We start from the raw sequence: 19367 nt of genomic DNA, 5'->3' as shown, positions 1-19367 counted from the left end.
GAGTCGTTCGATCGAGGGGCGGGGCGAATCAGTAGTAGGCCGAAGCCGCAACGTGCACGTCCAGCAGGACGGGCGCATTCATGCCCATCGCCTGTTCGAGCGCGTGCGGCAGTTCGTCGGCACTGCGGACGGCCCTGGCCTGAACGCCAAGGCCGCTCGCGAGCCGGCAAAGGTCGACTTCGGGCTGCGAGATGAAGGATCCCGGGAATCGGTGGCTGCCGCTCGCATGGCCCCCGAACTGGCCCAGTCCGCGTCGCACGGCCATGTAGCCGCCGTTGTTGACCACCACAACCACCACCGGCACCTTCAGGTTCGCGGCGGTCCACAGGCTCTGGATGTTGAACAGTGCACCGCCGTCGCCGACCACGGCGACCACGCGCTGGTTGGGCAGGCCGAGCTGTACGCCGATGGCGGCGGGAATGCCCCACCCCAGGCCGCCGCCGGAGGTGCCGAAGTAGCGGCGGCTCCCGCCCAGGCGCAGGTGCGACTGGACCAGCGACTTGGAGAGGACCGACTCGTCGACGATGACAGCACCGGGGGGCAGCACCTGGTCGAGGGCGGCGAGCAATCGATCCGGGTGCATGCCACCGTGTGTCGCTGCGATGCCGGGGCGTGGCGCCGTGGCGTCCCCGGGCGGCGCCGGCCGCTGTGCGCTTTCTCGCCGGGTGTCGGCCAGGTCGGCCGGCACCGTCCCCGGAATTCGGATGAGCGCGAGCAGGTCGCTCAGCGCCCACCCGATATCGCACATCAGGGCCCGTTCGGCGGGATAGATCTTCCCGAGTTCGGCGGCGTCGGAACCGAGCTGCAGCAGCCGCACCCCCGGGCGGATGTAGGGTGTGTCGGGATAGCTGTACTCCATGAACATGCGTGCGCCGAGCGCGACGACCAGGTCGGCATCGCGAAGCACGGACTTGTCGGGGGAAAAGTTGCCGTGGTAGAGGGGATGGTCGTTCGGGAAACTGAGCGTGTTGGTCGTGAAGACCTCTTCGCCGAGCACCGGCAGGCACAGGCGCTCGGCCAGTTCGACAGCCAGGGGCATGGCCTGCGCCTGTCCGACTTCGTTTCCGGCAATCAGCACCGGCTGCCGGGCAGCCACCAGCGCGGCCAGGATCGGCCGCAACTCGTCCGGGTGGGCTCGCACGGTGATCCGGCTCGCCCGGCGGGCATGCTGCTCCATCGGCATGGGTTCGACCGGCGCTGACATGTGGTTCTCGTGGACCGCCATGAACACGGGGCCCGGAGTCGGTGCCTGTGCGATCTTGAGACCGCGAAGCGCGAGTTCGGCCATCTTCTCGGGCCGGCTCACGCGCCAGGCTTCCTTGGTCACCGGCCGCAGCAGCCCCGGAAGATCGGGAACTTCGCAGAACGATCCCCGACCCATCAGCCGATCGTCCTTGTCGCCGGCGATCACCAGCAGGGGCCGGGCGTCGCTCCGTGCATTGATCAGGTTGGTGAGGGTGTTCGCCGCGCCGACCGAGGTGTGGACCATGACGGCCCCGACGGTACCGGTCGCCCGGCCGAAGCCGTCGGCCATGGCGACGGCCGCACCCTCATGCAGGCACAGATGAAAATCAATGCCCTCGGACACGGTGGCATCGAGCAGGGCCAGTTCGGTCGTGCCGGGGTTGCCGAACAGGCGCTCGATTCCGTTGGCCTTCAGGACACCGAGGGTCTGCTTGGCGGCGCTGTTCATCGGGGAAAGCCTCCTGTTGCGGTTCGGGGGATCCTAGATACTTGACGCGCCGGCGCTATCCCCTTGGCGCTGCGGCTATCCACACAGCGCCGATATGACCGCCAGCACACTGCCCCTGATCGAATTCGAGCGCTTCCGCACCCGGGACGTCGATGAGGCGCGCCACCGAGCCGAGCGCCTGCTGTCCAGCCACAGCATCCAGCCAGCCGCCGGCGCCCGCCTGGACGTGCGGTACCACGCGGTCGACCTGCTCGACTGCTCGGTGCTCTATGCCCAGTACGGCGCGGCGGTGCGCCTGGATCCCGGCGCACTCGAGGACTTCTACCTGGTGGGCGTTCCGCTGGCTGGTACCTCGCTCGTGTCCTGCGGGGGGCAAGATCTCGTCACCCACCCGGGCCTGGCCTCCGTGCAGTCGTGCCGGCAACGGGTGGTGACCGAATGGCACGAAGGCTGCCGCAAGCTGTCGGTGAAGATCGACCGCCAAGCGCTGGAACGGTGCCTGAGCCGCATGCTCGGGCGCCTGACCCGGCGCCCCGTCGTGTTCGACGTCGCGTTCGACCTGGGGCAGGGATGCGGCGCCAGCTGGCGTCGACTCATGGATCACCTCGTGACGGAACTCTCGCCCGCATCGGGCTACCTGCGCTCCGCACCCGCCCGGCGGGCGTTGAGCGACACCATCATCTCCACGCTGCTGGTGACTCAACGGCACAACTACTCCGATCAGCTCCAGGCGGAGCCGCAGGCGCCTGCACCGCGCCACGTCCGGCGCGCGGAGGAGATCGTCTGCGCCGATCCTTCATCGCCCCATCGTCCGAATGAACTCGCGGCCGAGGTCGGTGTCAGCCTGCGCAGCCTGCAGGCCGGTTTCCAGCGCTACCGGGGCATGACGCTCACCGCATTCGTGCAGCAACGCAGGCTGGCACTGGCGCACGAAGCCCTGCGCAACGCACCCGCCGGTGCGAGCGTGACCGCCATCGCCCTGGATGCGGGATACACGCACATGGGCCGGTTCGCGCGCGACTACAAGGCGGCGTTCGGAGAATCGCCATCGCGTACGCTGCAGGCGGCGCCGGCAGATCGCTGAGGCGGCTGCCAGGGCGGGCACGGTCTTCACCGGCACCGCGGCGAAGCAACTGCTGCCTGGAGTCTTGCGTTAGAAGGGGCAGAGTCGCACGACCGTGTCGAGGATCGGCGCTGCGAAAGACGTGGAGCGGGCGATGGGAATCGAACCCACGTCTTGAGCTTGGGAAGCTCAGGTCCTGCCATTGAACGACGCCCGCGACAGAGGTGCCGATTCTACAGCCAGCCCGGTCCGGATCGAACGCCCTCCAGGCCTGTCCGGGAGCAAGTCCGGTGCTCGCGGCTACACTCGGGCGCCGCTCACGGCGGCATGAACAGCAGTATCCCGATGGATGTGTCCGAGCCCTCTTTCCACCGGTTCATCGACCTGGTCTACGAGGCCGCCGAGAACCCGGCCCACTGGCGCCGCTTCTACGACGCGTTGCAGCAGGCACTGGGCGTGCAATCGATCCACGTGCTGGGAACCGACAAGCGGCATGGCACCCTCTCGTACAGCGACGGCGCCAACATGCCGGTGGAGGGCGAGCTCGCCTACCTGCAGCACTACCGCTTCATGGACCCGCGCGTGCCGGCCATCCTGCAGCGCGACGCCGGCGAGTGGACCCATTGCCACGAGATCCTGGATGAAGGCGAGGTGGCCCGCCACCCGTTCTACCAGGAGTTCCTGATCCCCTACGACCGCCGCTACATGAGCGGCACCAAGCTGGTCGACACGCCCGAGGCCACCATCATCTTCGCCACCCTGAGCAGCACCGCGCAGGGCCCGCTGTCCGGCGAGGCGCTTGCCTTCATGGACCGCCTGCTGCCGCACCTGCAGCGCGCCTGCCGCATCGGCCTCAAGCATTTCGTGTACTCCACCCAGGCGCTGGTGGGCCAGTTGCTGGTGAACAAGCTGCGCCAGCCGGTGATCCTGGCCACGCCGGGCGGCGAGGTGATGCACACCAACGAGGCGGCGCAGCAGCTGCTGCGGTCCACGCCCCTGGTGAAGGTGCAGGACGGGCGGGTGCAGTTGCCGCAGCCGCACCACGGCGACCTGCTGCGGCACTGCGCCGAGATGGAGCAGGCGATCAAGATCGCTCGCGCCGACCCCGCGGGCGCCGAGGTGCCGGCCGCGTCCATGTTTCGCTCGCTGACGATCAGGCAGGACGTGAACGGAGAGCGGGCGCCGGAGGCGCTGTACGCCTTCTTCAGCATGCTGGCCCCGGAAGACATGATGGGCAGCTTCGGGCTGCGGCCGGTGGTGATGCTGATCTTCTACCACCCGGCCTCGGCGCCTTCGATCGATTCCGGCCTGCTCTACGCCGTGTTCGGCCTGACGCCGGCGGAGTGCCGCGTCGCGACGCTGCTGGCCGAGGGCCTGCCGGTCAAGCGCATCGCCGAGATCCAGGGCACGCAGCACGACACGGTGCGCAAGCAGCTGCGCTCGATCTACCAGAAGACGGCGACCAACCGCCAGCCCGAACTGGTGCGCCTGCTGTTGCACCTGCCACACAACGCCGTGCAGAACTGAGGGTCGATCCCCCAAAGGGGGAATGGAGCGGCCTGCGCGTTTCGCTCATGCTCGCGGCCGGCAAGGGGAATGCCCCTGCCGAACACGATGGCAACCACGAGTGAATAGAGCAGGAACCCCTCCATGAAGTTGAAAGCAGTAAGTCTGAGCGCGATCGCACTCGCAGCCGCCGTCCTGGTGGCCGCGTGCGGCGGTGGTGGTGGCAGCAGCCCGTCCGCCGAGGATGCGACGCCCGTCGCCGGCGTCGAAGTGGGCGTGCTGACGGACGCCCAGATCCAAGGCGTCCGTTACGTGACCTCCTCCGGCGTCAGCGGCACGACCGATGCCGACGGCCGCTACAACTACAACCCCGGCGACACGGTGACCTTCACGATCGGCGAGGTGACCCTGGGTGAAGTGCCCGCAACGGGCATCGTCACCCCCATCCAGCTGGCCAACGGCAGCGATGCGAAGCTGAAGAACCTGCTGGTGGTGCTGCAGTCGCTCGACGCCGACGGCGACCCGGCCAACGGGATCAGCATTCCGGCGGCAGCCGCGACCGCGCTGACGACCGCGATCGATCTGTCCGGCAGCCTGTCCTCCTCGGCCACCGATGCGATCAAGGCCGCCATGACGGCCGCCGGCATCCAGGGCGAGATGAAGACCGTCGAGGACGCGGAGCACCACTTCCTCTCGCAGGCCGCGGCGCTGCTCGCCAGCAACGTGTGGATCTCGGTGGAGGGGGGCAAGCCCGTCGCAGCCGTCTACGTGGCCTCCAACGGGTACTACCTGATCGGCGAAGCCAATGCCGCGGATGACGCAGGCCATTCCGGCTTCGAATGGGGCACCCTGGGAGTCAGCAGCGTCAACAGCAAGGGCTTTGCGGTCGACGCAACGGCCCTGAAGGACACCACCGGCGAGTGGGGCCTGTCCCACCCGCAGCCGGACGAGCGGTTCTCCACCGATGGTGAAAACCTGATCGTGACGGACTCGCTGGAGACCGTGAAACTGGTCAGGATGGAGAACGATCCCGCCGGCATCGTCGGCGCCTGGGCGGTCGCGGACGAGGAAGGCCACCCCTCCACGGATGGCCTGGTGCTGTTCTTCAAGGACGGCTACTTCATGTACGCCGACAGCGTCGGCGAGTCCAAGACCATGCCGCCGGGCGACCAGTGCAGCACCGGCGGGGTCGAGTTCGGCAAGTACGACTACGACACCGCCAGCAAGGTCGTGACGCCCTCCGCGCAGGAGTACAACACCAACGGCTGCGTCGGATTCTTCGAAGCCGACGGCTCCAGCAATGCGACCACGCACACCTTCACGCTGTCCGCGGACGGCAAGACGGCCGTGTGGAAGAGCACCGAAGGCAGCGACTCCTGGGAAGTCAACCTGGTTCGCGTGTCCCGGTAATCGCGGCTAGGCTTGAAAGAAGCGGCTCCTTCGGGAGCCGTTTTTCATGGGCTCGCACCGTCTGCGCGCTTGCGGGCGACCCGCCCGGTCAACCGACAGCCGCGCGGCGCACCGCCATCACCGCGGCCGTCCTCGTCTCCACGCCCAGCTTCTCGTAGATGTGCTCCAGGTGCTTGTGCACCGTGCGGGGGCTGATCGCCAGCAGTGCGGCGATGTCGGCGTCGGTCTTGCCGCAGGACAGCCAGCGCATCACGTCGTCCTCGCGCGGCGTGAGCTGGCGCGTGCGGATCGGCGGCGGCGCCTGCGGGCACGCGGTGGCGCTCAGGGCCGGACGACCCTGGGCGCTGGCCTGGCGGTACAGGTAGCCCAGGTGCGGTTGCAGCAGGGCGAGCCGCTCGCGGTCGCGCTCGCTGAAGGCCGGCCGGCGGCGCCGCAGGACGAGCCAGATGCGCGCCGGGCCATCGGCCGGCAGGAGCAGAGACGCGGCGAAGGGAGCCCCCGGGTCGACGTCGCCGGTGACCAGCACGGCTGTATCGCAGGGGATGAACCCGGCCATCCGCTCGACCGTGGCCTGCAGCAGGTGCGGGGCATCGACGGCGGCCTGCTCCAGCTCGACGAGCAGCGCCAGCGCCGTCGCGTAGTCGTTGCGGGTGAGATGGCTCATGCAGGCCCTCCCGGGTGGTACGCATTCCGTCGTATGGAGCCGCGCGCCGCGCCGCGCCACCATGCCCGGCCGAAGAAAAAACCATATCGGCAGCGCAATCAAGGAGCAAGACATGGCGATCGACGAGGCGAAACTGAATGTGTTCATGGAGAACTTCGTGCGCGATGCCGGCGCCGTGATGCATGCCGCTACGGTGGTCGTGGGCGACCAGCTCGGCCTCTACAAGGCACTGGCCGGGCAACCGGCGACCCCGCGCGAGCTGGCGACGAGGACGCAGACGGACGAGCGCTACCTGCGCGAATGGCTGTCGGCGCAGGCGGCCAGCGGCTACGTGAGCTACGAGGCCGCGAGCGGCCGCTTCTTCCTGACCGAGGAACAGGCCTTCGCGCTGGCGGAGGAAGGCAGCCCGGCGTTCATCCCGGGGGCGTTCCAGGTCGCGGTCGCGCAGTTCAAGGCCATTCCCAAGATGCTGCAGGCCATGCGCACCGGGTTGGGCATAGGCTGGCACGAGCACGACACGGCGCTGTTCCACGGAACCGAGCGCTTCTTCCGGCCGGGCTATGCGGCGCACCTGGTCGGCGAATGGCTGCCGGCGCTGGACGGCGTGGTCGATCGCCTGGAGCGCGGCGCGCGGGTGGCCGACGTGGGCTGCGGCCACGGTGCATCGACCACCCTGATGGCGCAGGCCTTCCCCAAGTCCACCTTCGTCGGCTTCGACTACCACGCGCCGTCGATCGACCGCGCGACCAGGGCCGCGGCCGAGGCCGGCGTGCCCATGGATCGCCTGCGCTTCGAGGTGGCCGGCGCCAAGGACTATCCGGGCCGGGACTACGACCTGGTCGCCTTCTTCGACTGCCTGCACGACATGGGCGATCCGGTGGGCGCCGCGCGGCACGTGCGGGAGACGCTGGCGCCCGGCGGCACCTGGATGCTCGTGGAGCCGTATGCCAACGACCGGCTGGAGGACAACCTCAACCCGGTCGGCCGGGTGTTCTATTCGGCGTCGACGTTCATCTGCACGCCGGCGTCCCGCTCGCAGGAGGTCGGCCTGTGCCTGGGCGCGCAGGCCGGCGAGCAGCGCCTGCGCGAGGTGGCGAAGGAGGGCGGCTTCGGCTCCTTCCGGCGCGCATCGCAGACCCCGTTCAACCTGATTTTCGAGGCACGCCCCTGAGCGGGCGAAAGGAGAGCACCATGGCCAGACAGTACATCGACTGCCGCGAGATCCCGAGCGAGAACAACTGCACCGTCGCGATCGCGGCCGACTCGGAGAAGGAACTGGTGGACGCGGCCGTGCAGCACGCGGTGGCCGTGCACGGGCACACCGACACGCCGGAACTGCGCCAGATGGTGGCCGGCGCGATCAAGCCCGGCACGCCGCCGATCGACGCTCCCCGCCAGCAGCAGGCGGCCTGAGCGGCTCTGGCCGCCCACGCCGGTGGCGCCGCTCCTGGAGCGGCGCTCGAGCGCGCCTGACTCCTGCTTGCGGGGTCGGGCTACGCTGCCCCAGCCATTGCACCGCCCGGCAAGGAAAAGCCCGGACGGGAGCACCTCCACGGCCCGGGCTTGGTTGACGATCGCTTCTCAGCCTTCGCTCGGATGGCGGGGCGACGAGGGTGTCGGGTACATCTGGTCGTGGCCTTCCGGCTGGGAGGCGCCCGCACCACTGCGGGGGCCGCCGTCCGCGGGGTACTGCGGGCCCGGCCGCCTGCCTTCGTAGGTACCACCGCCGCCACCGGAACCGTAGCTGCCGCCTTGCGGGCCACCGTAGCCGCCCTGCGGACCGCCGTAGCCACCCCCCCCTTGCGGACCGCCGCTGCCGCCGCCCGTGCTGCCGCCACCGTACTCGCCACCGCCACCGCCGTAGCCACCGCCTTCGTAGCCGCCACCGCCGCCCTGCATGCGCTCGCGAGCCATCTGCCCGCCCGCCTCGGCCGCATGGGCCAGCTGCGGCCCCTTCTCCTGGCCGCGCGCGTACCACTTGGCCAGGATCTGGCCGGCGGTCTCGCGGCCGCCCAGGCCGAACGCCAGGCCCAGGCCCAGCGCGATGGCGCCGACGAAGGCCATGAACAGCGTGTTCACCAGCGCGGTCGCGATCCCGATCTGGTTGACGGCCACCACGATGGCAAAGGCCCAGACCAGGGCGGAGGCGACCTTGGCGAGCATGTTGGCGTTGGACAGCCCGGCTTCGCCGGCGGCGCCGCGGACCAGGTTGCTGAGCGCCCGGGCCGCCAGGCCACCGATGACCAGCACGACCAGCGCCACCACCACGTTCGGCAGCCACAGGAGCAGGTCCTGCAGCACTTCGGACACGGCCGGCAGGCCCAGCGCGTCGAAGGCCACCACCAGCGCGATCAGGCGGATGAACCACTTGACCACCAGCCCGATCATCCCGGACGAGTCGGTGCCCGTGCCCATCTTGTGGATGAAGCCCGCCAGGCCGGCTCGCTGCGACAGGTCGTTGAACTTCACCGCGCGCAGCAGGACGGCAACGCCCCGTTCGGCCAGCGAAGCGAGGAACCAGCCGACGATCAGGATGACCGCGAAGCCGATGATCTTCGGGATGGCCGAGAGGAACATGGCCATGGCGGCGGCCAGCGACGTCATCATCGCGTCGCCCCAATCGGTGATGGCAGTGGGCATGGAGTGTCTCCGGAAGTCGTTGGAACGGAATGCTCCAGACTCTCCGGCGCGCCCCTGCCGGCCCGGGTCAGCGCAGGTCAGTGGCTGCTGTAGGAGGACATTCCCCGGCTGCGCGGCTCGTCCATTCCGGGCAGGCGGGATTCCAGGGCTGCCGATGCCCGGAACGGCCCCGCCTGGTGCTCAGCCGCTCGCGCGGCGCCCATCCACGCCTACTTCAGCACGTCGCCCAGGCAGAGGTACTTCATCTCCACGTACTCGTCGATGCCGTGGCTGGAGCCCTCGCGGCCCAGGCCGGACTGCTTGACGCCGCCGAAGGGCACGTGCTCGGTCGAGATGATGCCGGTGTTGATGCCGACCATGCCGTACTCCAGCCCTTCGCTCACGCGCACGATGCGGCCCATGTCGCGGCTGTAGAAGTAGCTGGCCAGGCCGAATTCGGTGTTGTTGGCGGCGTCCACCGCTTCCTGCTCGGTCCTGAAGCGGAACACCGGGGCCACCGGGCCGAAGGTCTCTTCGCGGGCGCACAGCATGTCGCCGCGCGCGTCGGCGATGACGGTCGGCTCGAAGAACTGGCCCTGCAGGCGCTTGCCGCCGACCACGACCTTGCCGCCCTTGGCCTGGGCGTCCTCCACGTGCTGCTGCACCTTGTCGAGCGCGGCCGGTTCGATCAGCGGGCCCTGCACCACGCCGTCCTCGAAGCCGTTGCCGACCTTGAAGCCGCGGACCTTGGCGGCCAGCTTCTCGACGAAGGCGTCGTACACGCCCTCCTGCACGTAGAGCCGGTTGGCGCACACGCAGGTCTGGCCGGCGTTGCGGTACTTGCTGGCGATGGCGCCTTCCACGGCCGAGTCGAGGTCAGCATCGTCGAACACGATGAAGGGCGCGTTGCCGCCCAGCTCCAGGCTCAGTTTCTTGATGGTGGGCGCGCTCTGCGCCATCAGGATGCGGCCGACCTCGGTCGAGCCGGTGAAGCTCAGGTGGCGCACGGTGTCGCTGGCGCACAGCGCCTTGCCGACCGCGATGCTGTTGGCGCTGTCGGCCGTCACCAGGTTCAGCACGCCGGCGGGAATGCCGGCCCGGATGGCCAGCTCGGCCGCGGCCAGCGCCGTCAGCGGCGTCAGCTCGGCCGGCTTGATCACCACCGTGCAGCCCGCCGCCAGCGCCGGGGCCACCTTGCGCGTGATCATGGCCAGCGGGAAGTTCCAGGGGGTGATGGCTGCGCACACGCCGATCGGCTGGCGGATCACCGACACGCGCTTGTTGGCGTCGTAGGTGGGCAGCGTCTGGCCGTTGACGCGCTTGGCCTCCTCGGCGAACCACTCGACGAAGGCGGCGCCGTAGGCCACCTCGCCGCGCGACTCGGCCAGCGGCTTGCCGTTCTCGGCCGTCATCAGGCGGGCCAGGTCCTCCTGGTTGGCCACCAGCAGGTCGAACCACTTGCGCATCAGCGTGCTGCGCTCCTTGGCCGTCTTGCCGCGCCAGGCCGGCCACGCGGTGTTGGCCGCGGCGATGGCCTGCCCGGCTTCCGCCGCGCCGAGGTTGGCCACGTCGGCCAGCTTCGCGCCGGTGGCCGGGTCGTTCACGTCGAAGCGCGCGGGCCCCTTGACCCACTGGCCGCCGACCAGGGCGTCGGTCTTGAGCAGGGTGGGGTCCTTCAGTTGCGCGAGCGGCGAGGTCTTCATGTCCATGGGGTGCTGTCTCCGGAAAATGCAGGCGGCATTGTGCGCCGAGGTGCAAGGACGCACGGGCGGCAGGGCGGTAGCGCAGCCCGGGGGCGGGCCGGCCCCAACTCATAAAATCTCCGGTTTGCCCCTCCGCCCGCCCGTATGACCCCCCGCTTCACCGTCGCCGACATCCGCAAGACCTTCCTGGATTTCTTCGCCAGCAAGGGCCACACGGTGGTCGAGTCCAGCCCGCTGGTGCCGGGCAACGACCCCACGCTCATGTTCACCAACTCGGGCATGGTGCAGTTCAAGGACGTGTTCCTGGGCACCGACAAGCGCTCCTACGTGCGCGCCGCCTCGGTGCAGGCCTGCCTGCGGGCCGGCGGCAAGCACAACGACCTGGAGAACGTGGGCTACACGGCGCGGCACCACACCTTCTTCGAGATGCTGGGCAACTGGAGCTTCGGCGACTACTTCAAGCGCGAGTCGCTGGTGTGGGGCTGGGAGCTGCTGACCGAGGTCTACAGGCTGCCCAAGGAGCGGCTCTGGGCCACGGTCTACCAGGAGGACGACGAGGCCTACGAGATCTGGACGAAGGTGATCGGCCTGCCGCCCGAGCGGGTGGTGCGCATCGGCGACAACAAGGGCGCGCGCTACGCCTCCGACAACTTCTGGATGATGGCCGACACCGGTCCCTGCGGCCCCTGCTCGGAGATCTTCTATGACCACGGCCCGGAGATCCCCGGCGGCCCGCCCGGCAGCCCGGACGAGGACGGCGACCGCTACATCGAGATCTGGAACCACGTGTTCATGCAGTTCGACATGCAGCCGGACGGCAGCGTGAAGCCGCTGCCCGCCCCCTGCGTGGACACCGGCATGGGCCTGGAGCGGCTGGCCGCCGTGCTGCAGCACGTGCACAGCAACTACGAGATCGACCTGTTCGACACGCTGATCAAGGCCGCCGCGCGCGAGACCGGCTGCCAGGACCTGGAGAACCCTTCGCTGCGCGTGATCGCCGACCACATCCGCGCCACCGCCTTCCTGGTCAGCGACGGCGTGATCCCCAGCAACGAGGGCCGCGGCTACGTGCAGCGCCGTATCGTGCGCCGCGGCATCCGCCACGGCTACAAGCTCGGCTGCAAGCGGCCCTTCTTCCACAAGCTGGTGCCCGAACTGGTGGCGCTGATGGGCGCCGCCTACCCGCGCCTGAAGGCGGAGGCGCAGCGCATCACCGAGGTGCTGAAGGCCGAGGAGGAGCGCTTCTTCGAGACGCTGGAAAACGGCATGGAGATCCTGGACGACGCGCTGGGCGGCGGCCAGAAGGTGCTGCCCGGCGACATCGCGTTCAAGCTGCACGACACCTACGGCTTCCCGCTGGACCTGACGCAGGACGTCTGCCGCGAGCGCGGCGTGACCGTGGACGTGGCCGGCTTCGATGCCGCCATGGACCGGCAGAAGGCGGCCGGCCGCGCCGCCGGCAAGTTCCGGATGGACCGGGCGCTCGAGTACACCGGCGCCGGCCACCCCTTCACCGGCTACGAGAAGCTGGAGGAGCCGGCCCGCGTGGCCGCGCTGTACAAGGACGGCGTGCCGGTGCAGCAGCTGGCCGAAGGCGAGCCGGGCGTGGTCGTGCTGGACACCACCCCGTTCTATGCCGAGAGCGGCGGCCAGGTCGGTGATTGCGGGGTGCTGGCGGCCGAAGGCGTGCTGTTCGGGGTGGAGGACACGCAGAAGATCAAGGCCGACGTCTATGGCCACCACGGCACCCAGACCCAGGGCACGCTGAAAGTGGGCGACGCCATCGTGGCCAAGGTGGACGTGGCCCGCCGCCAGGCCACCATGCGCAACCACAGCGTGACCCACCTGATGCACAAGGCGCTGCGCGAGGTGCTGGGCAGCCACGTGCAGCAGAAGGGCTCGCTGGTCGATCCCGACAAGACCCGCTTCGACTTCACCCACAACCAGCCGGTCACGCCCGACCAGCTGAGCGAGATCGAGCGCCGCGTCAACGCCGAGATCCTGGAGAACCGCGCGACCGAGGCGCGCGTGATGGACATCGAGTCGGCCAAGGCCACCGGCGCCATGATGCTGTTCGGCGAGAAGTACGGCGACAGCGTGCGCGTGCTGGACATCGGCTCCAGCCGCGAGCTGTGCGGCGGCACCCACGTGCAGCGCACCGGCGACATCGGCCTGTTCAAGATCGTCAGCGAGGGCGGCGTGGCCGCCGGCATCCGCCGGGTGGAGGCGGTGACCGGCGCCAACGCGCTGGGCTACCTGCAGGAACTGGAGGCGACGGTGCACGGTGCCGCCGCCGCGCTGAAGGCGCCCGTGGCGGAACTGCAGCCGCGCATCGGACAGGTGCTGGAGCAGGTGCGCGCGCTGGAGAAGGAGATCGCGCAGCTCAAGGGCAAGCTGGCCGCCTCGCAGGGCGACGAGCTCGCCGGGCAGGCGGTCGACGTCAAGGGCATCAAGGTGCTGGCCGCCACGCTCGAGGGCGCCGACGCGAAGACCCTGCGCGAGACCCTGGACAAGCTCAAGGACAAGCTCAAGAGCGCGGCCATCGTGCTGGCGGCCGTCGATGGCGGCAAGGTCCAGCTGGCGGCCGGCGTCACGTCCGACCGCACGGCCAAGGTCAAGGCCGGCGAGCTGGTCAACTTCGTCGCGCAGCAGGTGGGCGGCAAGGGCGGCGGCAAGCCCGACATGGCGATGGCGGGCGGCACCGACGCCAGCAAGCTGCCGGCAGCCCTGCAGTCGGTCCAGGGCTGGGTGGCCGAGCGAGCCTGAGCGGAAAGCCCGATGATGGCGCCGTGAAGAGCCTCTCGCACATCTTCTCGGCGGTCCATGGGGTGATCGCGGCGCTGTTCGTGGCCGCGGCCGTCGTGCTGGTGCTGATCGCGGTCCGCATCGCCTGGCTGGCGCTGGGCGAAGGCCTGGATGGGGCGTCGGCGCTGGTCGTGATCGAGGCGCTGGGCCTGCTCGCCGCCGCGGTGGTCGCGCTACAGATCGCCCAGACCGTGTTCGAGGAAGAGATCGTGCGCGATGCGCAGATCAGCGCCCCGACGCGCGTGCGGCGCTTCCTGTCGCGCTTCCTGGTGGTCGTGGTGGTCGCGCTGGCGATCGAGGGCCTGGTGGCGGCCTTCAAGGCCATCCACGAGGACATGGCCGAACTGCGCTACGCGGCGGCGCTGCTGCTGTCCACTGCCGCCGTGCTGGCGGCCTGGGGCATCTTCATCCGCCAGAACCGGTCCGCCGAGGAGCTGGAACCCGAGGCCATGGAAGAGGCCAAGCGGGAAGACCACAAGCTGGAATAGCGCCCTACCGCACCACCTTGCCGTCCGCCGTGATCGTCACCAGGTCGACCGCCCGCACCGAGTCGCGCACGCCGGCGCGCAGGTTGATGCGGAAGCCGCCGACGTCGTAGTCGTTCATGCCGGCCATCACCCGCTGCAGCCCCGCGCGGTCGGTGGCCTTGCCAGCCCGGCGCACCGACTCGGCGAGGGTCTTGGCGGCGATGTAGCCCTCCAGGCCCTCATAGCTGGCGACCTGGTCCGAGTTGTCGATCGCGGCCAGGTAGTCCTTGACGACCGGGGTCGCCGAGCTGCGCGGCGAGGGCACCACCTGCGACACCACCACGCCGCTGATCTCCCTGCCCAGCGCGGTGAACAGCGGATCGATGCCCACCACCGAGAAGTTCATGAAGCTGCCGACGAAGCCCGCCTTGCGCATCTTGCGCACGAAGGCGGCGCTGGTGTTGAACAACGCCACCTGGATGATGGCGTGAGGCTGCGCCTTGGCGAGGGTCGCGACGGCGGCGTCGACCTTGTCGCTGTTGACCGGCACGAACGCCGAGGCCACCAGCGGCGGCAGCTTCAGCTCCTGCATCGCCTGCTGCACGGCGGCCAGGCCGGCGCGGCCCATGGCGTCGTCCTCGGCCAGCACTGCGATGCGGTTCTGGCCCAGGGTGGCGCAGTGACGCACCATCTTGAAGGCCTCGTCGGCCAGGCTGGGGCGCACGTGGAAGACGTGCGTCATCGAGCCGTCGCGCAAGGCGTCGGCGGCGGCGAAGGGGGCGAACAGGATGGCCGCCTGTTCCCGCGCCACGGCCGCGGCGGCTTCGCTGCTGCCGGTGCCGACGAACCCGAACAGCAGGTCGGCGCCGTCGGCCAGCAGCTTCTTCGCGTTGGCAGCCGCCTTGGCCGGGTCGTAGCCGTCGTCGACCTGGCGCAGCTCGAAGGTCCAGCCGGGGTTGTTCTTCGCCTCGTTGAAGGCGTCGAAGAACAGCTTGGCGCCGCCCGCGAAGGCCAGCCCGATCTGGTCGGCCGCGCCGGTCAGCGGGACCGACTGGCCCAGCACGATCCTGCGCGCGACCCCGCGCGCCTGGGCCCGCAGCGTGGCCGGCAGGCCGGCCAGCGCCCCGGCTCCGGCCGTGGCCCGCATGAAATCGCGCCTCTTCACAATCAGGATCTCCTTGGTTGCCGGCCGTGCGCCGGATGGAGCGCGACCTTACGCTGGAGCGGGTGCCCCAGCAATCCGGTTGCACCCGCAAAGTGATGCGGGGAGCACATGCGGACATGCCGGCCGCCGAATACTTCACAGCCGCCGGAACACCACGTCCCATACGCCGTGCCCCAGGCGCATGCCGCGCTGCTCGAACTTGGTCAGCGGCCGGTACTCGGGCCGCGGTGCGAACCCCTGGGCGGTGTTGCGCAGCAGTGGCTCGGCGCCCAGCACCTCCAGCATCTGCTGCGCGTACGGCTCCCAGTCGGTCGCGCAGTGGATGTAGCCGCCGGGCTGCAGGCGCGAGGCGAGCCGGGCCACCAGAGGCGCCTGGATCAGGCGGCGCTTGTGGTGGCGCAGCTTGTGCCAGGGGTCGGGGAAGAAGACGTGCACGCCGGCCAGCGAATCCGGCGGCAGCATGTGGTCCAGCACCTCGACCGCGTCGTGCTGCACGATGCGGATGTTGGGAAGGTCCTGCTCCCCGATCCGCCTGAGCAGCGCGCCGACACCGGGCTCGTGCACCTCGCAGCACAGGAAGTTGGTCCCCGGCATCAGCCCCGCGATGTGCGCCGTGGCTTCGCCCATGCCGAAGCCGATCTCCAGCACGGTGGGCGCGTGCCGGCCGAAGGCGGCATCCAGGTCCAGCAGCGCGGGCCGGTACGGAAGGATGAAGCGCGGTCCCAGGACCTCGAAGGCGCGCGCCTGGCCGGTGGTCACCCGGCCGGTGCGGCGCACGAAGCTGCGGATGGCGCGCGGGTGGGCCACGCCCTCGGGTGCACGGTTGCGGGGGGAGTCGGAATCGCCGGGTTCAGTCACCCGTGGATTGTAGGAACGGCCACTCGGCGGCCCAGGCGCGCAGGGCGTCCGCGATGGGGCCCGGCTGCAGGCCCAGGCCGAGCACCCGCGCGGCCTCGTTGAGCGCCTGCAGCGGGTCGCGCAGGTCCAGGGCCTGGGCGCCGTTCTGCTTGGACAGCTTCTCGCCGTCTGCGCCCCGTACCAGCGGCGTGTGCAGGTAGCCCGGCCTGGGCAGGTCCAGCGCGCGCTGCAGCAGGATCTGCCGCGCCGTGTTGTCGGCCAGGTCCTCGCCGCGCACGACCTGGGTGATGCCCTGGTCGGCGTCGTCCACCACCACCGCGAGCTGGTAGGCCCACAGGCCGTCGGCGCGGCGCAGGACGAAGTCGCCGACTTCGCGCGCCACGTCCTGCTGCTGCGCGCCCAGGCGGCGATCGGTCCAGTGGACGAGGCCATCGGGCACGCGCAGCCGCCACGCGCGCGCCGGGCGGCCGTGCAACCCATTGCGGCAGGTGCCGGGATAGGGCACTTCCTGGCCGCGTCGGCGCGACCGGCCCTGCGCTGCCAGTGCCTGTTCGATGTCCCGGCGCGAGCAGGCGCAGGGATAGGCACGGCCGGCCGCCACCAGCCGGTCGAGCGCCGCCTGGTACAGCGTGCCGCGATGCGACTGCCACAGCGGCGGCTCGTCGGGCAGCAGGCCGCAGGCGGCGAGCTGGCGCAGGATCTCCCGGTCGGCGCCCGGCACACAGCGTGGGGTGTCCACGTCCTCGATGCGCACCAGCCACCGGCCGCGGTGGCGCCGGGCGTCGAGCCAGCTGGCCAGCGCGGCCACCAGCGATCCGGCGTGCAGGGGCCCGGTGGGCGAGGGAGCGAAGCGGCCGCGGTACGGCGCGTCCATGGCGACTCAGGCCGGTGCGGCCGCCAGCGCGAGTTCCAGTCCGGACACGAAGGCGTGCTCGATGCGCTGGCCCAGGCACCAGTCGCCGCACAGGCCCAGCCGCACCTGCGGATCCCACAGGTGCGAGCGGCCCAGCGGCTGCAGCGTGCGCGAGTAGCGCCAGCGGCGCACCTCGGCGTGCCCCGGCTGGGCGCGGATGCCGGTCACCTCGGCGAAGGCCTTGAGCAGCTTGGCCTGGATGCGCGGCTCGTCATCGGACAAGTGCTCGGTGGACCAGTTCGCGCTGGCCTGCACCGTCCAGCGCTCGATCGGGCCGCGGCCCGGCTTGGACGACTCGCGCGCCAGCCAGGCCACCCGGTGGTGGGTGCTGCGCGCCGCGTTCCACTGAGGGCCCAGGTGGGCCAGCCCGGGCTGCAGCGCCTGCGGGAACGCCAGCATCAGCGTCCAGCACGGTGCCATCTCCACGCCCGCGAGCCGGTCGACGAAGGCCGGCGCCAGGCGCGAGCGCTCCAGCAGCGTGGACGCGTGCGGGGCGGGGATCGCCAGCAGCACGGCGTCGAAACCGGGATAGACGTGGACCGTGTCCTGCGGCCCGCTGGTGTGCAGCTGCCAGCGCCGCGGATCCAGCGCGTCAGGTTCGATGCGGTCCACGCGCGTCAGCAGCATCAGGCCGTCCGCATCCGCCAGCGGCTGGGCCCAGGCGCGCGGCAGGGCTTCCATGTCGGGCGTGCCGACCCAGTGCGGCTCCACCTCGGGCCGGGGCGCTTCGATCACGTGGCCGATGGGGTCCAGCACGCGCACGGCCGTCGCGCTCCAGCGCCGCCGGACTTGCGGGACGGTGTCCAGCGCCTGCTCGAAGCGCCGGTCGCGCACGGTGAAGAACTGGGCACCGCAATCGAAGCTGCCGAAGGGCGTCCGGCGGGTGGCGATGCGCCCGCCCACGCTGCCGGACTGCTCGAACACCGTGACGCGGTGTCCCGCCTGCGCCAGCGTGCGCGCGCAGGCGATGCCGGCCAGGCCGGCGCCGATCACGGCGAAATGGGAGGGGGCAGTGGGGCTTGGGGTCGGCGTGCGGGCGGCGGGCATTGGCGGTGATTGTCGCTCGGCCGCAGCCCAGGTCATCCGTCAGCCCACCCGCAGGCCGCTGTGGCGCTCCAGCAGGGCCTTGCGGGTGGCCTCGCTGTCCAACTGCTTCAGCCACCACTCCAGGCCGCGGCCCGGGCCCAGGGGGCCGCTCTCGCGCCAGGCGCAACTCAGGCGGGTCACGCGCGCGGGCCGCTGCACCTGCTTGAGCACGAGGCGGCCGGTCTCGACGAAGGGCCGCGCCATGGGCTCGGGCAGGAAGCCCACGCCGAGGCCGCGAACCTGCGCTTCCAGCTTGGCGGTCATGGTGGGCACGGTGAGCACGTCCTGTCCGGCCAGCAGGCCCAGCGTGAGCCCGTCGCCGCGCCGGACCGAGTCGGCCACGGCCACGGCGCGGTGCTGGATCAGCACATCGTCGCTCAGGGGTTCCGGCAGCGAGGCCAAGGGATGGTGAGGCGCGACCGCGAACACGAACAGCAGTTCGCCGAGGCTGCGGCTCATGAGCCCGGTCATCGAGCCGGGATCCAGCGGCACGCCCAGCGCCAGGTCGGCGCCGCCCGTGAGCAGGGCCTCCACCGTGCCCCCCAGCGCCTCGTCGCGCAGCCGCAGCCGGGTGTGCGGGGCGACCTCGAAGAAGGCGTCGGCCAGTTCCATCACGGTGCCGGACGAGATCACCACGTCCACCGCCAGGGTGAGCTGCGATTCCCAGCCGGTCGCGACGCGCCGCACGCGGTTGGCCACCGCGTCCACCTCGCCCAGCAGGCGCTCGCCCTCGCGCAGGAGCTCCGCGCCCGCCGCCGTCAGCCGGGCCTGGCGGGAGCTGCGGTCGAACAGCAGGGCATCGAGCGCGTCCTCGACCTGCCGGATGCGGTAGGTGACGGCACTGGGCACCAGGCCGAGTTCACGCGCGGCGCCGGCGAAGCTGCCGGCCCGTGCCACCGCCTGCACCAGCGCGAGCGCATCGGGCGTCAGGACGTCGCGGGGGGTGGCCATCGCTTGCGTTCAGGATTTTTGAATGATGCCATCAAAGCCGGCTCCTGCATCGCGCCGGGACCGGCACCTACAGTGAAGGGAACCGAGGCGTCACAAGCTAACGGAGCACGACATGCAGACCATCCGCCGATCCCAGGACCGCGGCCATGCCAACCATGGCTGGCTGGACTCGCACCACAGCTTTTCGTTCGCGAACTACTACGACCCCGATCACATGGGCTGGGGCAACCTGCGGGTGATCAACGAGGACCGCATCGCCCCGGGCACCGGCTTCGGCACGCACGGACACCGCGACATGGAGATCATCTCGTACGTGCTGGAAGGCGAACTCGCCCACAAGGATTCGATCGGCAACGGCGCTGCGATCCGGCCAGGCGAGGTGCAGCGCATGAGCGCCGGTCGCGGCATCCTGCACAGTGAATACAACCCTGCGCCGCAGCAGAGCACGCACTTCCTGCAGATCT

Annotated in this window: 17 protein-coding genes and 1 tRNA gene; 8 read left to right on the top strand and 10 right to left on the bottom strand. The window is 70.4% G+C overall.

The window, feature by feature from the left end; genetic code table 11:
- Window positions 1-28: 28 nt before the first annotated feature.
- Window positions 29-1693 carry a thiamine pyrophosphate-binding protein gene (locus VEC03_RS09680; RefSeq protein ID WP_324914692.1) on the bottom strand — a complete coding sequence of 555 codons (1665 nt, stop codon included), beginning with the start codon at window positions 1691-1693 and terminating at the stop codon, window positions 29-31.
- A 94-nt stretch (window positions 1694-1787) separates the two neighbouring features.
- On the opposite strand from VEC03_RS09680, the gene VEC03_RS09675 reads away from it, so the two are divergent.
- Window positions 1788-2777 carry an AraC family transcriptional regulator gene (locus VEC03_RS09675; protein WP_324914690.1) on the top strand — a complete coding sequence of 330 codons (990 nt, stop codon included), beginning with the start codon at window positions 1788-1790 and terminating at the stop codon, window positions 2775-2777.
- A gap of 122 nt (window positions 2778-2899) precedes the next feature.
- Here the strand turns inward: VEC03_RS09675 and VEC03_RS09670 are convergent.
- Window positions 2900-2973: transfer RNA gene (locus VEC03_RS09670), tRNA-Gly, on the bottom strand.
- Between the two features lie 110 nt (window positions 2974-3083).
- On the opposite strand from VEC03_RS09670, the gene VEC03_RS09665 reads away from it, so the two are divergent.
- Together VEC03_RS09665 and VEC03_RS09660 are read left to right on the top strand one after the other, a co-directional pair.
- On the top strand, window positions 3084-4283 hold the full coding sequence (locus VEC03_RS09665; RefSeq protein ID WP_324914689.1) for a helix-turn-helix transcriptional regulator: 1200 nt from the start codon (window positions 3084-3086) through the stop codon (window positions 4281-4283).
- 123 nt (window positions 4284-4406) lie between these two features.
- On the top strand, window positions 4407-5672 hold the full coding sequence (locus VEC03_RS09660; protein WP_324914688.1) for a hypothetical protein: 1266 nt from the start codon (window positions 4407-4409) through the stop codon (window positions 5670-5672).
- An 88-nt stretch (window positions 5673-5760) separates the two neighbouring features.
- Here VEC03_RS09660 and VEC03_RS19125 read toward each other — a convergent pair whose 3' ends face one another.
- Complete coding sequence (locus tag VEC03_RS19125; RefSeq protein ID WP_414708474.1) at window positions 5761-6336, bottom strand: helix-turn-helix transcriptional regulator; 576 nt, start codon at window positions 6334-6336, stop codon at window positions 5761-5763.
- 112 nt (window positions 6337-6448) lie between these two features.
- Between VEC03_RS19125 and VEC03_RS09650 the strand changes: the two genes are divergently transcribed.
- Both VEC03_RS09650 and VEC03_RS09645 read left to right on the top strand, forming a co-directional pair.
- Window positions 6449-7507: a class I SAM-dependent methyltransferase gene (locus VEC03_RS09650; protein WP_324914687.1), complete on the top strand. Its 1059-nt coding sequence runs from the start codon at window positions 6449-6451 to the stop codon at window positions 7505-7507.
- Between the two features lie 20 nt (window positions 7508-7527).
- Window positions 7528-7749: a DUF1059 domain-containing protein gene (locus tag VEC03_RS09645; RefSeq protein WP_324914685.1), complete on the top strand. Its 222-nt coding sequence runs from the start codon at window positions 7528-7530 to the stop codon at window positions 7747-7749.
- A gap of 168 nt (window positions 7750-7917) precedes the next feature.
- Here the strand turns inward: VEC03_RS09645 and VEC03_RS09640 are convergent, their stop codons facing one another.
- Together VEC03_RS09640 and VEC03_RS09635 are read right to left on the bottom strand one after the other, a co-directional pair.
- Window positions 7918-8976, bottom strand: a complete 1059-nt coding sequence (locus VEC03_RS09640) for a mechanosensitive ion channel family protein (RefSeq protein ID WP_324914684.1) — start codon at window positions 8974-8976, stop codon at window positions 7918-7920.
- Between the two features lie 209 nt (window positions 8977-9185).
- Window positions 9186-10664, bottom strand: a complete 1479-nt coding sequence (locus tag VEC03_RS09635; RefSeq protein ID WP_324914683.1) for an NAD-dependent succinate-semialdehyde dehydrogenase — start codon at window positions 10662-10664, stop codon at window positions 9186-9188.
- 138 nt (window positions 10665-10802) lie between these two features.
- Here VEC03_RS09635 and alaS point away from each other — a divergent pair, with 138 nt between their 5' ends.
- Both alaS and VEC03_RS09625 read left to right on the top strand, forming a co-directional pair.
- Entirely contained in the window at window positions 10803-13424 is a 2622-nt protein-coding gene (gene alaS, locus VEC03_RS09630) for an alanine--tRNA ligase (protein ID WP_324914682.1), read from the top strand.
- A 23-nt stretch (window positions 13425-13447) separates the two neighbouring features.
- A complete protein-coding gene (locus VEC03_RS09625; RefSeq protein WP_324914681.1) occupies window positions 13448-13951 on the top strand; it encodes a hypothetical protein in 504 nt (167 codons plus the stop codon).
- 4 nt (window positions 13952-13955) lie between these two features.
- Here VEC03_RS09625 and VEC03_RS09620 read toward each other — a convergent pair whose 3' ends face one another.
- From VEC03_RS09620 to VEC03_RS09600, 5 genes are all read right to left on the bottom strand, one after another.
- Entirely contained in the window at window positions 13956-15095 is a 1140-nt protein-coding gene (locus VEC03_RS09620) for an ABC transporter substrate-binding protein (protein WP_324914679.1), read from the bottom strand.
- Between the two features lie 135 nt (window positions 15096-15230).
- The gene (trmB, locus tag VEC03_RS09615; protein ID WP_324914678.1) at window positions 15231-15953 is read right to left on the bottom strand and encodes a tRNA (guanosine(46)-N7)-methyltransferase TrmB; all 723 of its coding nucleotides are present in this window, start codon (window positions 15951-15953) and stop codon (window positions 15231-15233) included.
- The gene (gene gluQRS, locus VEC03_RS09610) at window positions 15946-16827 is read right to left on the bottom strand and encodes a tRNA glutamyl-Q(34) synthetase GluQRS (protein ID WP_324914677.1); all 882 of its coding nucleotides are present in this window, start codon (window positions 16825-16827) and stop codon (window positions 15946-15948) included. Before gluQRS ends, trmB begins: the two co-directional genes overlap by 8 nt.
- A 6-nt stretch (window positions 16828-16833) precedes the next feature.
- On the bottom strand, window positions 16834-17913 hold the full coding sequence (locus tag VEC03_RS09605; protein WP_324914676.1) for an NAD(P)/FAD-dependent oxidoreductase: 1080 nt from the start codon (window positions 17911-17913) through the stop codon (window positions 16834-16836).
- Between the two features lie 39 nt (window positions 17914-17952).
- On the bottom strand, window positions 17953-18903 hold the full coding sequence (locus VEC03_RS09600) for a LysR family transcriptional regulator (protein ID WP_324914674.1): 951 nt from the start codon (window positions 18901-18903) through the stop codon (window positions 17953-17955).
- 112 nt (window positions 18904-19015) lie between these two features.
- Here VEC03_RS09600 and VEC03_RS09595 point away from each other — a divergent pair.
- Window positions 19016-19367 (top strand): pirin family protein (locus tag VEC03_RS09595; protein ID WP_324914672.1); only part of this gene is annotated, 352 nt, incomplete at its 3' end.

It is taken from the genome of Ramlibacter sp., from assembly GCF_035627355.1.
Taxonomy (GTDB): domain Bacteria; phylum Pseudomonadota; class Gammaproteobacteria; order Burkholderiales; family Burkholderiaceae_C; genus Ramlibacter.
Note: the sequence above shows the minus strand (reverse complement) of the source record. Positions and strands in the feature narration are given on the sequence as shown.